Raw genomic sequence first — 14,552 nt, forward strand, 5'->3', positions numbered from 1 at the left:
AAGCTTCAAGCTTGCGGCTTGCGGCTTGATCCTGATACTGTACAAAAAACCAGTATCGGTAGCCCTTCATGCAGTTGATCGAAAAACTCAGCATCCTCGCCGACGCCGCCAAGTACGACGCCTCCTGCGCCAGCAGCGGCGCGCCCAAGCGCAGCTCCGAGGGCAAGGCCGGGTTGGGCTCTACCGATGGCATGGGCATTTGCCACAGCTACACGCCGGACGGGCGTTGTGTGTCGTTGCTCAAGGTGTTGCTCACCAACTTCTGCCTCTACGACTGCCAATACTGCGTCAACCGCCGCTCCAGTGACGTGCCCCGTGCGCGTTTCAGCCCGGAGGAGGTGGTTACCCTGACCCTGGACTTTTACAAACGCAATTGCGTCAGCGGGCTGTTCCTCAGCTCCGGCATCATTCGTTCGGCCGACTACACCATGGAGCAGTTGGTTCGGGTCGCCAAACTGTTGCGCGAAGAGCATGACTTTCGCGGTTACATCCACCTCAAGACCATTCCCGAAGCCGACCCTGCGCTGATCGCCGAAGCCGGGCGTTATGCCGATCGCCTCAGCGTAAACATCGAACTGCCCACCGACGCCAGCCTGCAAACCCTGGCGCCGGAGAAGCAGATCGGCTCGATCAAGCAAGCCATGCAGACCATCTACACCGGCGAGCAGACGGTGTTCAACGAGCCGCGCGCACCGCGTTTTGCGCCGGCGGGGCAGAGCACGCAGATGATCGTCGGCGCCGATGACACCGACGACAGCACCATCCTGCACGGTGCCGAGGCGCTGTATGGCAGCTACAAGCTGCGGCGCGTGTATTACTCGGCGTTCAGTCCCATCCCCAACAGCCCTAAAAGTGTGCCGCTGGCCGCGCCGCCGCTGATGCGTGAACACCGCCTGTACCAGGCCGACTTTCTGCTGCGCAGTTACGGTTTCAGCGCCAATGAGCTGTTCCAAGGCCCAGGCCATCTGGCGCTGGATATCGACCCCAAGCTGGCCTGGGCGCTGGAGCACCGCGAGGTGTTCCCGTTGGACCTGAACCGCGCCGAGCCCACACTGATCGCGCGCATACCCGGCATTGGTCTGCGCACCACCCAGCGCCTGGTCGACCTGCGCCGCGAACGCAAAATTCGCTTTGAAGACCTGGCCCGCATGCGTTGCGTGCTGGCCAAGGCCAAGCCATTTTTCATCACCAGCGACTACCACCCGCAACAGGCGGACAGCACCAGCGTGCTGCTGCGCGAGCAATTGCGCGACCGCCCGCAGCCGCAACAGATGGGGCTGTGGGGATGATCAGCCTGGAATGCGACAACCTGTTCAGTACCTGGCGCGAGCAGGCGCGCTGGTTGCTCAGCCATCAGGTCGACCCCAGCCAGGTGAGCTGGGGCGAGGCCGAAGTGGCGGACCTGTTCGCCACTGACGAGCCTGTGCCTGAGCAGCTCGGGCCTTTTCAGGCGCGGATCCCCAAGGCGTTGCTGGAATTGCTGGAGTCGGCCGCCTGTTACCACGGTGATCAGCGTTGGAGCCTGCTGTACGAGGTGTTGTGGCGTGTCAGCCATGGCGACCGCACTGCGATGCTGGCCGGGGACAAGTTGGGCAGTGAGTTACAGCGGCGCATCAAACAGGTCAGCCGCGAAGCCCATCACCTGCATGCGTTTGTGCGGTTTATTGCCTTGCCTGCAGAGGCTGGGCCCCAGTTGCCGGAGTATGTGGCGTGGCATGAGCCGGCCCATGACATCTTGAAGTCCGCCAGCCAGCACTTTGTGGGGCGCATGGGCCGCCATCGCTGGATGATCGCAACACCCTTGGACGGCGTGTATTACGACGGTGAGCAGTTGATTCATCAACGCCAGTGCCCTGAAGCATGGCAACAATTGGCGCAGAATGTCGAAGACCCGCACAGCGCGATGTGGCTGACCTATTACAGCCATATCTTCAACCCGGCGCGGTTGAACCCCAAGGTGATGGAAGGGCATTTGCCCAGCCGGTTCTGGAAGAATTTGCCGGAGGGCAAGCTGATACCGGGGCTGATCAGCGAGGCGCGCACGGGCAAGCAGAAGGATGGGCAGGCGAAGCTGATCGGCGCCAGGCCCGGCAAGAAAATCTCAAGCGGGCACGCTTAAAAAGTGTGGGAGCAGGCTTGCCTGCGATGGCATCAACTAGATGTACCTGATACACCGAGGTGTCTGCATCGCAGCGGTGCGACGATTCGACAAGCCAGCTCCCACATTTAGACTGTGTTGCATCAGGTAGAGAGGCTTTTGCTTTGCACTTGATCCGGCTCTTGATTCAACCACTCAGGCCGGCTTTCAGGCCGCCGTGCTGTAGATCTTGATCTGAGACGCCCCGTTAACCACGATGGGGCAAGGATGGCCCATCGCGGCGGCCCATGGATTCAAACCGGAGTGAGGGCACACCGGGCGTTTGCCAAAAGTGACCCGCCGTCAGGGCGGAACCCTAAGCCGCCGTTACCGCAGCAACGGACATACATCCCCACTGCGACGATAAAACAGCCCAACACCCCAGACGCCAATATTTGTGTAGATACCTATGCTGCGATAGCGGTCTATCCGTGCCAGATGCGCTGACTGACAAACCGCTATCGCAGGCAAGCCAGCTCCCACATTAGTATGGTGGCGGTCTTGAACCCCGAGCCAGGAAGGAGAATGCATGTCTACCGCTGTTCGTCTTGCCCAACCCACCGACGCCGAGGGCATCAGCCAGATTATTCTGGCGGCCTTGCACAGCAGTAATGCGCGGGATTACCCGGCGGATGTGATTGCTCGGGTTGCCAGCAACTTCACGCCCGACGCCGTGCTGGCCTTGCTCCAGCGCCGGGTGGTGCTGGTGGCGATCCAGGATCAGCTGATCGTCGCTACCGCCGCCCTTGATAGCAACGTGGTGCGCTCGGTGTTCGTCAACCCGACGTTGCAAGGGCAGGGCATTGGCCGGCTGCTGATGATCGAAGTCGAACTGCGTGCCGTTGAAGCCGGGGTGACGGTCCTGAGCGTGCCGTCGTCGCTGACGGCCGAGCCGTTTTATACCAAGCTGGGTTTTCACACGGTGCGTGACGTTTACCATGGCAACGAACGCACCTTGGTGATGGAGAAGGCCTTGTTATCGCGCCATCCCATCGGGCCATATCGCGATCGTCCGCACCGATCCCAGGTGGTAGCGCTGTGGCAGCAGGCGTTTGGCTATGACACCGCGCACAACCTGCCAAGCCTGGCAATCGACAAAAAACTGGCGGTCAATGATGGGCTGTTCTTTGTAGCGACAGATAAAAAGGCCGTGATCGGTACTATCCTGGCCGGCTATGACGGGCATCGCGGCTGGTTGTATTCGGTGGCGGTACACAGCGATTATCGTCGGCAGGGCCTGGGCGCTTCATTGGTGCGCTATGCCGAGCAGGCACTGACTGCGTTGGGTTGCATGAAGATCAACCTGCAGATTACGGGCGGCAATGACGCGGTGGTGGGGTTCTACGAGGCGCTAGGGTATGGGGTGGAGCCGAGGATCAGCATGGGCAAGAAGATTGCGGTGAATATCCCCAAGCAATCTTAAAGAGAGTGGAGGTCAAATGTGGGAGCGGGCTTGCTCCCACATTGGGTTTTGCGTTTGCTGAGTCAGACCTTGACGATCCAACCTTCTGGCGCTTCAACGTCGCCGGTCTGCACGCCGGTGAGCTCTTTGTAGAGCGCCTGGGTGATCGGGCCCACTTCGGTTTCGCTGTGGAACACGTGCAGCTTGCCATTGTACTGGATGCCGCCGATTGGCGAGATCACGGCAGCGGTGCCGCAGGCGCCGGCTTCCTTGAACAGGTCCAGTTTGTCGATGAACACTTCGCCCTCGACAACTTTCAGGCCCAGGCGGGTCTGGGCCAGTTCGATCAGCGACAGGCGGGTGATGCCTGGCAGCACCGAAGGCGACTTCGGCGTGATGAACTGGTTGTCGTGGGTGATACCAAAGAAGTTGGCCGAACCGACTTCCTCGATTTTCGAATGGGTCATCGGGTCCAGGTAGATCGCGTCGGCGAAACCGGATTTCTTCGCTTCCGAACCCGGCATCAGGCTGGCGGCATAGTTGCCACCGACCTTGGCGGCACCGGTGCCTTGTGGCGCGGCGCGGTCGAAGGTGGAGATCTGGAAGTTGTGTGGCACCAGGCCGCCTTTGAAGTAGGCGCCGACCGGGATGGCGAACACCGAGAAGATAAACTCCGGTGCGGTACGCACGCCGATGTTGTCACCGGTGCCGATCACGAACGGGCGCAGGTACAGCGCGCCGCCGCTGCCGTACGGCGGGATGAACCGCTCGTTGGCCTTGACCACTTGTTTGCAGGCTTCGATGAAGTCTTCGGTGGTCACATGCGGCATCAGCAGGCGTGCGCAGCTGCGTTGCATACGGGCGGCGTTCTGGTCCGGACGGAACAGGTTGATCGAGCCGTCCTTGCAACGGTAGGCCTTGAGGCCTTCAAAGCACTGCTGGCCATAGTGCAGGGCGGTGGAACCCTCGCTGATGTGCAGCACGTTGTCGTCGGTCAGGGTGCCCGCTTGCCATTCGCCGTTTTTCCAGGTTTGGAGAAACCGCTTGTCGGTCTTGATGTAGTCAAAACCCAGCTTGTCCCAATTGATGCTTTCGTTACCCATGACACCCTCTATCTCTGGTCAACCGCCTGGTCGAAGGCAGGCTTGTCGGTTTTTTACTGGATGGGCGCAACAATACTTCATTCTTGCTTTATGTGGGAGCGGGCTTGCTCGCGAATGCAGTGTGTCAGTCGATACACATGTGACTGATATACCGTATTCGCGAGCAAGCCCGCTCCCACAGGAGAATGGCGGCAGGTCACAGGTGCAGCGCGTGCCCCAAAGCTCTTAAAGCAGCTTCCTGTACCGCCTCACCCAAAGTCGGATGCGCATGGATGGTGCCCGCCACATCTTCCAGGCGCGAGCCCATTTCCAGGCTCAGGCCAAAGGCCGTGGACAGCTCGGACACACCAACCCCCACCGCCTGCCAGCCGACAATCAGGTGGTTGTCACGCCGCGCGACCACGCGCACAAAGCCGGTTTTCGACTCCAACGTCATCGCCCGGCCATTGGCCGCAAACGGGAAGCTCGACACAATGCAGTCCAGGCCAGCCGCCTTGGCTTCGTCCGGAGTCTTGCCGACCACCACCAGCTCCGGGTCGGTAAAGCACACCGCCGGGATCGCCGCCGGGTTGAACTCGCGGTGTTTGCCGCTGATCAGTTCGGCGACCATCTCGCCCTGGGCCATGGCTCGGTGCGCCAGCATCGGCTCGCCGCTCAGGTCGCCGATGGCGTACACATTGCGCATGCTGGTCTGGCAACGGTTGTCGATCTTGATCGCCGCACCGTTCATCGCCAGGTTCAGCACTTCGAGGTTCCAGCCCTGGGTGTTGGGTTTGCGGCCCACGGCCACCAGCACCTGATCGGTTTCCAGCGACAGCGTGTCGCCATTCGGGTCACGTACCTGCAGGCTGTTATTTTCGAAACCGGTGACGCCGTGGCTGAGGTACAGCTTGACCCCCAACTGTTTGAGCGATTCGGCCACCGGCAGCGTCAGCTCGCCGTCATAGGCGGGCAGGATGCGCTCCTGCGCCTCGACCACACTGACCTCGGCGCCGAGCTTGCGGTAGGCAATGCCCAGCTCCAGGCCGATATAGCCGCCACCCACCACAATCAGGCGCTTGGGCACGCGGGTCGGTGCCAGTGCTTCGGTTGACGAGATGATCGGCCCGCCAATCGGCAGCATCGGCAGGTTGACGCTTTTCGAGCCGGTGGCCAACAGCAGGTGCTCGCACTGAATGCGCTGGTCGCCGACGTCGACGGTCTTGCCGTCGACCACCTTGGCCCAGCCGTGGATCACCTGCACTTTGTGCTTCTTGAGCAACGCAGCCACGCCTGTGGTCAGGCGATCAACAATGCCATCTTTCCATTCCACGCTCTTGCGGATGTCCAGGGTCGGCACATCCACTTCAATGCCCAACTGCGAACCCTGGCTGTGGTGCACGGTTTGCTGGAACTGCTCGGCCACATGAATCAAGGCCTTGGAGGGAATGCAGCCGATGTTCAGGCAAGTGCCGCCGAGCGCCTGGCCCTCAACCAGAATGGTCGGGATGCCCAGCTGGCCGGCACGGATAGCCGCTACATAACCGCCAGGGCCGCCGCCGATAATCAGCAGCGTAGTGTTCAATGTCTGAGGCATGCCTTACTCCAAAAACAGGCTGGCGGGTTGTTCGAGCAGGCCACGAATGGCCTGGATGAATTGCGCCGCGTCCATGCCGTCGACCACGCGGTGATCGAAGGAGCTGGAGAGGTTCATCATCTTGCGCACCACGATCTGGCCCTTGATCACCATCGGCCGTTCGACGATGCGGTTGACGCCGACAATCGCAACTTCCGGCAGGTTCAACACCGGCGTGCTGACGATACCGCCCAGTGCGCCCAGGCTGGTCAAGGTGATGGTCGAGCCCGACAGCTCATCGCGATTGGCCTTGCCATTGCGTGCGGCGCTGGCCAAACGTGCGATTTCTTCGGCGTTGCCCCACAGGCTGCGGGCTTCGGCGTGACGTACCACCGGTACCATCAGGCCCACGTCGCTTTGGGTGGCGACGCCCACATGCACCGCGCCCAGGCGGGTGATGACTTGGGCTTCGTCGTCGTAACGGGCGTTGATCTGCGGGAAGTCGCGCAACGCCACGACCATGGCGCGCACGATAAACGGCAGCAAGGTCAATTTGCCGCGTGTGGCGCCGTGCTTCTCATTGAGGTGCACGCGCAGTTCGTCCAGCGCGGTGACGTCGATTTCTTCCACGTAACTGAAATGCGCGGCGCGGCGGGTGGCGTCCTGCATGCGCTGGGCGATCTTGCGGCGCATGCCGATCACCGGGATCTGTTCTTCAGTGTTGCGTTCGGCGTAAGGGTTGGCGGTTGCCGAAGCCTGGGTTGCACCTTGTTGCAGGTAAGCGTCCAGATCTTCGTGCAGCACCCGACCCGCCGGGCCGCTGCCCTGTACCAGGCGCAGTTGAATGCCGGCATCCAGCGCGTGCTTGCGCACGGCAGGCGAAGCCAATGGGCGTTCGTTCGCGTCACGCGCAACCGGTGCCGCAGCAGGTTTGGCAACTGGTTTTGACTCAGGCGCAGGCGCTGGCTTGGCTTCAACCACTGGCGCTGGTGCAGCTTTCACCGGCTCAGCCACCACCGGTGCATCCTTTGCATTCCCCGCGCCTTCTACTTCAATGCTGATCAAAATACTGCCCACCGCCATGACTTCGCCGGGCTCGCCGCCCAGAGAAATCACTTTGCCGTGTACCGGCGAGGGAATGTCCACCATCGCCTTGTCGGTCATTACATCCGCCAGTACCTGGTCTTCAACCACCAGGTCACCGACTTTTACGTGCCATACCGACAGTTCAACTTCTGCGATGCCTTCGCCAATGTCCGGCATCTTGATAACGTGCGTGCCCATTCAGACCTCCATGACCCGTTTCAACGCCGCGCCCACGCGGGACGGCCCTGGGAAATACGCCCACTCTTGCGCGTGCGGGTAGGGCGTGTCCCAACCGGTGACGCGTTCGATCGGCGCTTCCAGGTGATGGAAGCAATGCTCTTGCACCAGCGACACCAACTCGGCACCAAAGCCGCAGGTGCGGGTGGCTTCATGCACCACCACGCAACGGCCGGTCTTCTTCACGGAGTTGACGATGGTTTCCAGGTCCAGCGGCCACAGGCTGCGCAGGTCGATGACCTCGGCGTCGATGCCGGTTTCTTCGGCGGCGACTTGCGACACGTACACGGTGGTGCCGTAGGTCAGCACCGTCACGGCCGAGCCCGGGCGCACGATGGCGGCCACGTCCAGCGGCACGGTGTAGTAACCGTCCGGCACTTGCGCTTGCGGGTGTTTCGACCAGGGTGTAACCGGGCGATCGTGGTGGCCATCGAACGGGCCGTTGTACAGGCGTTTAGGCTCGAGGAAGATTACCGGGTCGTCGTTTTCGATCGAGGCGATCAACAGGCCCTTGGCGTCATACGGGTTGGACGGCATCACCGTGCGCAGGCCGCAGACCTGGGTGAACACCGCTTCAATACTCTGGCTGTGGGTCTGGCCGCCGTAGATGCCGCCGCCGCACGGCATGCGCATGGTCAGCGGCGCGGTGAACTGGCCGGCCGAGCGATAACGCAGGCGGGCGGCTTCGGAAATGATCTGGTCGGTGGCCGGGTATACGTAGTCGGCAAACTGGATTTCTGCCACCGGGCGCAGGCCATACGCGCCCATGCCCACGGCAACGCCGACGATGCCGCTTTCGGAGATGGGCGCGTCAAACACCCGCGAGCTGCCGTACTTGTTCTGCAAACCTTCGGTGCAACGGAACACACCGCCGAAGTAGCCGACGTCCTGGCCGAACACCACCACGTTATCGTCACGCTCAAGCATCACATCCATGGCCGAGCGCAGCGCCTGGATCATGGTCATGGTGGTGGTGGTCATGGCGGTTTCCAATTCGATGCTGTTGTTGTGATCGTTCATGTCAGACCCCCAACTCTTGACGCTGGCGCTTCAAGTGCTCCGGCATCTCTTTATAAACGTCTTCGAACATGGTCGCGGCGCTTGGAATCTGGCCGCCGGCCAGGGTGCCGTACTGTTCGGCTTCTTTCTGCGCCTTGACCACTTCGGCCTCAAGCTCGGCACTGACCGCCGTGTGCTCCTCTTCGGACCACTGGCCAATCTTGATCAGGTGCTGTTTGAGGCGCGCGATAGGGTCGCCGAGCGGGAAGTGGCTCCAGTCATCGGCCGGGCGGTATTTGGACGGATCGTCCGAAGTGGAGTGCGGGCCGGCGCGGTAGGTGACCCACTCGATCAGGGTTGGCCCAAGGTTGCGGCGCGCACGCTCGGCGGCCCAGGCAGACGCTGCATACACGGCGATAAAGTCGTTGCCGTCCACACGCAGGGAAGCGATGCCGCAACCCACGCCGCGTCCGGCGAAGGTCGTGGCTTCACCGCCGGCGATGGCCTGGAAGGTGGAGATGGCCCACTGGTTGTTGACCACGTTGAGAATGACCGGCGCGCGGTACACGTGGGCGAAGGTGAGGGCGGTGTGGAAGTCCGATTCGGCGGTGGCGCCGTCGCCGATCCAGGCCGAGGCGATCTTGGTATCGCCCTTGATCGCCGAGGCCATGCCCCAGCCCACGCCTTGCACGAATTGGGTGGCGAGGTTGCCGGAAATAGTGAAGAAACCGGCGTCCTTGACCGAGTACATGATCGGCAACTGACGGCCCTTGAGCGGGTCGCGCTCGTTGGACAGCAGTTGGCAGATCAGGTCCACCAGCGGCACTTCGCGGGCCATCAGAATGCTTTGCTGGCGGTAGGTGGGAAAGCACATGTCGTCGATGTTCAAGGCCAGGGCCTGGGCGCTGCCGATGGCTTCTTCGCCAAGGCTTTGCATGTAGAACGACATTTTTTTCTGACGCTGGGCGACCACCATGCGGTTGTCGAAGATGCGCGTCTTGAGCATGGCGCGCATGCCTTTACGCATGATCTCGGCGGATACGCCTTCAGCCCACGGGCCAAGGGCCTGGCCCTGGTCGTCGAGCACGCGGATCAGGCCCTTGGCCAGGTCAGCGGTGTCGGCGGGTTCTACGTCGATGGCGGGTTTGCGCACCGTACCTGCGTCAGTCAGGCGCAGGTAGGTAAAGTCGGTCTTGCAGCCTGGGCGGCCCGAGGGTTCGGGAACGTGCAGGCGCAGTGGTGCATACGGCTGGTTCATGGCTTTCTACGCTCGATCTTGTGAATTTCTTGTAGTGGGCGCGCTAGCTGACAGTCAGTCTCCGGATAAGAGAAATCTTGTCCTACAAACATCATAGGCGTGGCGTAGAAGAATATTTATCTGTGTTTCATTGCGCTCAAGACCATTTGCGGATAAAAAAACTGCATAAACATAATAAACAGGTGATTTTGTCTCATGCGCAAACTGGACCGTACCGATATTGGCATTCTGAACGCCCTGCAGGAGAACGCCCGCATCACCAACGCCGACCTGGCCCGCTCGGTCAACCTGTCGCCCACGCCGTGCTTCAATCGCGTCAAGGCCATGGAAGAATTGGGGCTTATCCGCGATCAGGTGACGTTGCTGGACGCCGACCTGCTGGGGCTGCACGTGAATGTGTTCATCCATGTGAGCCTGGAAAAACAGAATGAGCTGGCATTGCAGCAGTTCGAAGGCGCGATCTCGGACCGGCCGGAAGTGATGGAGTGTTATCTGATGGCGGGCGACCCGGACTATCTGATCCGGGTACTGGTGCCGACGATCCAGTCGCTGGAGCGTTTCATGATGGACTTTCTGACCAAGGTGCCGGGGGTGGCCAATATCCGCTCAAGCTTTGCGCTTAAGCAGGTGCGCTACAAGACCGCGCTGCCGTTGCCGGCCAATGGCATCAGCCTGGGCAACTGAGATTTAACTGAATCACACCATTCAATGTGGGAGCGGCGGTGATTTATTTCAAAGTTGGTTAAGGGGAATCTTCAGATACGTCACGCCATTGTCTTCCGCAGGCGGCATATTCCCCGCCCGCACATTCACTTGAATTGCCGGTAGCAACAGCGTCGGCATCCCCAGCCCGGCATCACGCTGGGTGCGCATCTCTACAAACGCCGCTTCATCCACGCCGTCATGCACATGAATGTTGCCCGCGCGCTGCTCGGCGACCGTGGTCAAGCACTTGGCTTCGCGGCTTTCAGGCGGGTAGTCGTGGCACACATACAGTTCAGTCTCCAGTGGAAAGGCCAGCAGCTTGCGCATCGACGCATACAACTGCCGCGCATCGCCGCCAGGGAAATCGCAACGTGCGGTGCCCACATCCGGCATGAACAGCGTGTCGCCCACCAGAATCAAGCGGCCGTCGATCAGGTACGCCATGTCGGCGGGAGTGTGGCCGGGCACATGCAGCGCCTGGGCCTTCAAGTTGCCGATATGAAAGATTTCATCCGGCGCAAACAGGTGGTCGAACTGCGAGCCATCGACGCGAAATTCCGGCTCCAGGTTGAACAGGCGCTTGAAGACGTCCTGTACCTTACTGATGGATTGGCCGATGGCTATTTTGCCGCCGAGCGTGCGGCGCAGGTAAGGCGCAGCCGACAAGTGATCGGCATGCGCGTGGGTTTCCAGCAGCCACTGCACCTGCAAACCGTGCTCACGCACAAAGGCGATGACTTTATCGGCTTGGGTGGTTTCAGTGCGTCCGGACGCAGGGTCGTAATTGAGTACCGAATCGACGATGGCGCACGGCCCGCCATCGTGTTCATAGATGACGTAGGTGAAGGTCGACGATGCCTCGTCCAGAAAGGCTTGAATCAACGCTGGCATGGCGGCGGTCCCCGGAAGCGAAAAAAGTGGTTACAATCAGTTTACGTTTACACATAATGTTTTGAGCTTAAGTGACATAAAGGACCCGAGGCAAATGGAATCTACTCTGAGTGAGGGCGAAGTCGCCCAATTGCGCGCATCGGCGTCCAAGGCGTGTTCCTTGCTCAAGGCACTGGCCAATGAGGACCGCCTGTTGATCCTGTGCCAGTTGACCCAGGGCGAGCGCAACGTCGGCGAGCTGGAAACCATGACCGGCGTGCGTCAGCCCACCCTGTCACAACAGTTGGGCATTTTGCGCGACGAAGGGTTGGTCGCCACCCGTCGGGAAGGTAAATACATTTTCTACGGGCTGGCCAGCCACGAAGTGATTCAAGTGATGAAGACCTTGTCCGGCTTGTACTGCGGCGCGGTCATAAAAAGCTGGGCGTGACGCCATACGGCAGCGACCCTTGTGTGCATTGACGATAAAAGGCAAAAGACCATGACCGAGCAACACTGGGGACCGACCATCAGTGGCGACATCGTAGTCATCGGCGGCGGCTCGGCAGGCATCGGCCTGCTGGCCAGCCTGCTCAAACGCGACCCGCAGCTGAACATCACCCTGATCGAACCTAACGACTACCACTGCTATCAGCCGGCCTGGACGCTGGTCGGCGGCGGCGCCTACGACCTGAAAAAGACCCGACGGCCGTTGGCCGACGTACTGCCCAATGGCGTCGCCTGGGTGCAGGCCGCAGTCGCCGAATTGCTGCCCGACGAGCAAACCCTGGTGCTCGACAACGGCCAGCGCGTGAGCTGGAACAACCTGATCGTGTGCCCTGGCCTGCGCCTGGCCTGGGAAAAAATCGACGGGCTGGAACAAACCCTCGGCCAGAACGGCGTTACCTCCAACTACAGCTACGAGCACGCGGCCTACACCTGGCAGTTGGTGCAGCAGCTTCAGAGCGGCAAGGCGATCTTCACCCAGCCAGCCATGCCGATCAAATGTGCAGGCGCGCCGCAAAAAGCCATGTACCTGTCCTGCGATCACTGGCTCAAGCAGGGCAACCTGAAAAACATCGACGTCGAATTCAACCTGGCCGGCGCCGCGCTGTTTGGCGTCGCGACCTTTGTGCCGCCGTTGATGAAATACGTAGAGAAATACAACGCCCGCCTGGCGTTCAACGCCAACCTGATCAAGGTCGATGGCTCGGCCCGCAAAGCCTGGTTTGAAGTCAAAGACGCCGAAGGCAAGGCCACCGTCGAAGAAAAATCCTTCGACCTGTTGCACGTGGTCCCTCCGCAAGTGGCCCCGGATTTTATCCGCCAGAGCCCGTTGGCCGACCCCGCCGGTTGGTGCGAGGTGAACCCGCACAGCCTGCAACACCTGCGCTACCCGCACATCTTCGGCCTCGGCGATGTGTGCGGCACCACCAACGCCAAAACCGCCGCCGCCGTGCGCAAGCAGATCGTGGTGGTGGCCGAAAACCTGCTGGCCCTGCGCAAACAGGCGCCGCTGCCGCTCAAGTACGACGGCTACGGCTCCTGCCCGTTGACGGTGGAGAAGGGCAAGGTGGTGCTGGCCGAGTTTGGTTATGGCGGCAAGCTGCTGCCGACCTTCCCGCTGGACCCGACCCAGGCACGCCGCTCGATGTGGTTCCTCAAGGCCACGCTGCTGCCGTGGTTTTACTGGAACGGCATGCTCAAGGGCCGCGAGTGGCTGACCCGCCTGAGCAAGGTGGATTAAATGCTGCTGGCAAGTCTGTTGGGTTTATTGATGGGCCTGGTCATGGGCCTGACCGGCGCGGGCGGTGGCATCCTCGGGGTGCCGGCCTTGGTGTTGGGGCTTGGCCTGACCATGACCCAGGCGGCGCCGGTGTCGTTGCTCGCCGTGGGTGCAGCGGCGGCGGTCGGTGCCATTGACGGGTTGCGCCATGGCCTGGTGCGCTACCGCGCCGCATTATTGATCGCCTTGCTCGGTGCACTGTTCTCGCCGCTGGGCGTATTTATTGCGCACCAGTTGCCCGAGCACTTGCTGATGGGCCTGTTCAGCGCCTTGATGGTGCTGGTGGCCTGGCGCATGTTGCAACGCGAAAAGGTCGAGGCCGGGCCCAGCGACCATGGCGCCGCGTCCTGGGGCCAGAAAAACTGCATGCTCAACCAGCAGACCGGGCGCCTGGCCTGGACCGCCAAATGCAGCGCCACGTTGGCGGCGCTAGGCGCAGTGACCGGCGCGGTGTCGGGTTTGCTCGGTGTGGGCGGCGGCTTCCTGATCGTGCCGGCCTTCAAGCAACTGACCGATGTGCAGATGCGCGGGATTGTCGCCACCTCGCTGATGGTGATCAGCCTGATATCGCTGATCGGCGTGGCCGGGTCGCTGCAGGCCGGTGTGAGCATCGAGCCGATGGGCTGGGTGTTTATCGGCGCGAGTATTGTCGGCATGTTGGCCGGTCGGCGTTTGTGTTCGGTGATCCCGGCGCGGGCGTTGCAGGTGGGGTTTGCCAGCTTGTGTGGGGTGGTGGCTGCGGGGATGTTGGTCAAGGCTGCGCTTTGATCCGAATGTGCAATACATTCCAACTGTGGGAGCTGGGTTGCCTGCGATAGCGGCTTGTTGGTGGTGTACATATCCGTTATTTGGGTGATGGCGACTTAGGGTTCCGCCCTGACGGCGGGTCACTTTTGTAAAGACACAAAAGTAACCAAAAAGTCTTCGCCCCAACACTCGGTGCCTCGCTGTGGCTCGGCATGCCCGCAATCCGACACTGATTTGGGGGGCCGCCGCCACGCGCCATCCATGGCGCGGGGCGGCTAAACCGGCATCCCTGCCGGTTTACCCCCCAAATCACTGTCGAATCGCGGCCATCGTGTTTGACGGGGCGATTTCAGATCAAGATCAAAAGCGCAGATCAAAAGACCGCTGACTTCGTCATCGAAAAGGATGTAAGGGCCAGAGCAACAGCAAAAGCAACAGCAGAGCCATACTCGGTCAACTGTGGGAGCTGGCTTGCCTGCGATGGCATCAACTCGGTGTACCTGACACACCGAGGTGTCTGTATCGCAGGCAAGCCAGCTCCCACAGAAAAGCAGCTCTTCAGTGTATGCAAATCCGCTTAAGGTTGGATGCGGTCAACTGTGGGAGCGGGCTTGCTCGCGAATGCGGTGGGTCAGTCAATTTATCTGTCACTGATACACCGCATTCG

The 14,552-nt window shown here is 61.0% G+C and carries 13 protein-coding genes; 7 read left to right on the top strand and 6 right to left on the bottom strand.

Features of this window, described 5'->3' with window-relative positions:
* Nucleotides 1-68 precede the first annotated feature (68 nt).
* The 3 genes from ACTD9P_RS20965 (at nt 69) to ACTD9P_RS20975 (ending at nt 3,560) form a co-directional block, all read left to right on the top strand.
* A complete protein-coding gene (locus ACTD9P_RS20965) occupies nt 69-1,289 on the top strand; it encodes a putative DNA modification/repair radical SAM protein (RefSeq protein ID WP_438869200.1) in 1,221 nt (406 codons plus the stop codon).
* A complete protein-coding gene (locus tag ACTD9P_RS20970) occupies nt 1,286-2,119 on the top strand; it encodes a TIGR03915 family putative DNA repair protein (RefSeq protein ID WP_056861350.1) in 834 nt (277 codons plus the stop codon). The genes ACTD9P_RS20965 and ACTD9P_RS20970 overlap by 4 nt, the downstream gene beginning before the upstream one ends.
* 547 nt (nt 2,120-2,666) lie before the next feature.
* Nucleotides 2,667-3,560, top strand: coding sequence for a GNAT family acetyltransferase (locus ACTD9P_RS20975; protein ID WP_438869201.1), 894 nt, complete (start codon nt 2,667-2,669; stop codon nt 3,558-3,560).
* Between the two features lie 62 nt (nt 3,561-3,622).
* Here the strand turns inward: ACTD9P_RS20975 and ACTD9P_RS20980 are convergent, their stop codons facing one another.
* The 5 genes from ACTD9P_RS20980 to ACTD9P_RS21000 all read right to left on the bottom strand — a co-directional run bounded on the left by ACTD9P_RS20980 (nt 3,623) and on the right by ACTD9P_RS21000 (nt 9,777).
* The gene (locus ACTD9P_RS20980; protein WP_438869202.1) at nt 3,623-4,642 is read right to left on the bottom strand and encodes a branched-chain amino acid aminotransferase; all 1,020 of its coding nucleotides are present in this window, start codon (nt 4,640-4,642) and stop codon (nt 3,623-3,625) included.
* A gap of 196 nt (nt 4,643-4,838) precedes the next feature.
* Nucleotides 4,839-6,218: a dihydrolipoyl dehydrogenase gene (gene lpdA, locus ACTD9P_RS20985; RefSeq protein ID WP_438869203.1), complete on the bottom strand. Its 1,380-nt coding sequence runs from the start codon at nt 6,216-6,218 to the stop codon at nt 4,839-4,841.
* Nucleotides 6,219-6,221: 3 nt separating this feature from the next.
* On the bottom strand, nt 6,222-7,481 hold the full coding sequence (locus ACTD9P_RS20990; RefSeq protein ID WP_438869204.1) for a dihydrolipoamide acetyltransferase family protein: 1,260 nt from the start codon (nt 7,479-7,481) through the stop codon (nt 6,222-6,224).
* The gene (locus ACTD9P_RS20995; protein ID WP_138450567.1) at nt 7,482-8,540 is read right to left on the bottom strand and encodes an alpha-ketoacid dehydrogenase subunit beta; all 1,059 of its coding nucleotides are present in this window, start codon (nt 8,538-8,540) and stop codon (nt 7,482-7,484) included. It lies immediately after the preceding gene.
* Nucleotide 8,541: 1 nt separating this feature from the next.
* Nucleotides 8,542-9,777, bottom strand: a complete 1,236-nt coding sequence (locus tag ACTD9P_RS21000; protein WP_017136256.1) for a 3-methyl-2-oxobutanoate dehydrogenase (2-methylpropanoyl-transferring) subunit alpha — start codon at nt 9,775-9,777, stop codon at nt 8,542-8,544.
* A gap of 195 nt (nt 9,778-9,972) precedes the next feature.
* Between ACTD9P_RS21000 and bkdR the strand changes: the two genes are divergently transcribed.
* Entirely contained in the window at nt 9,973-10,461 is a 489-nt protein-coding gene (bkdR, locus tag ACTD9P_RS21005; protein WP_056861361.1) for a Bkd operon transcriptional regulator BkdR, read from the top strand.
* Between the two features lie 48 nt (nt 10,462-10,509).
* Here the strand turns inward: bkdR and ACTD9P_RS21010 are convergent, their stop codons facing one another.
* Nucleotides 10,510-11,373 (bottom strand): MBL fold metallo-hydrolase, encoded by an 864-nt coding sequence (locus tag ACTD9P_RS21010; protein WP_438869205.1) that lies wholly within the window; start codon nt 11,371-11,373, stop codon nt 10,510-10,512.
* A gap of 94 nt (nt 11,374-11,467) precedes the next feature.
* Between ACTD9P_RS21010 and ACTD9P_RS21015 the strand changes: the two genes are divergently transcribed.
* Genes ACTD9P_RS21015 through ACTD9P_RS21025 form a run of 3 tightly spaced genes read left to right on the top strand, consistent with a single transcriptional unit; the run spans nt 11,468 to nt 13,906 of the window.
* Nucleotides 11,468-11,803, top strand: a complete 336-nt coding sequence (locus ACTD9P_RS21015; RefSeq protein ID WP_017136253.1) for an ArsR/SmtB family transcription factor — start codon at nt 11,468-11,470, stop codon at nt 11,801-11,803.
* 51 nt (nt 11,804-11,854) lie between these two features.
* Nucleotides 11,855-13,099, top strand: coding sequence for an NAD(P)/FAD-dependent oxidoreductase (locus ACTD9P_RS21020; protein WP_438869206.1), 1,245 nt, complete (start codon nt 11,855-11,857; stop codon nt 13,097-13,099).
* Complete coding sequence (locus ACTD9P_RS21025) at nt 13,100-13,906, top strand: sulfite exporter TauE/SafE family protein (RefSeq protein WP_438869207.1); 807 nt, start codon at nt 13,100-13,102, stop codon at nt 13,904-13,906.
* The last annotated feature ends 646 nt before the right edge of the window (nt 13,907-14,552 follow it).

Source organism: Pseudomonas onubensis (assembly GCF_965653655.1).
Lineage (GTDB): Bacteria > Pseudomonadota > Gammaproteobacteria > Pseudomonadales > Pseudomonadaceae > Aquipseudomonas.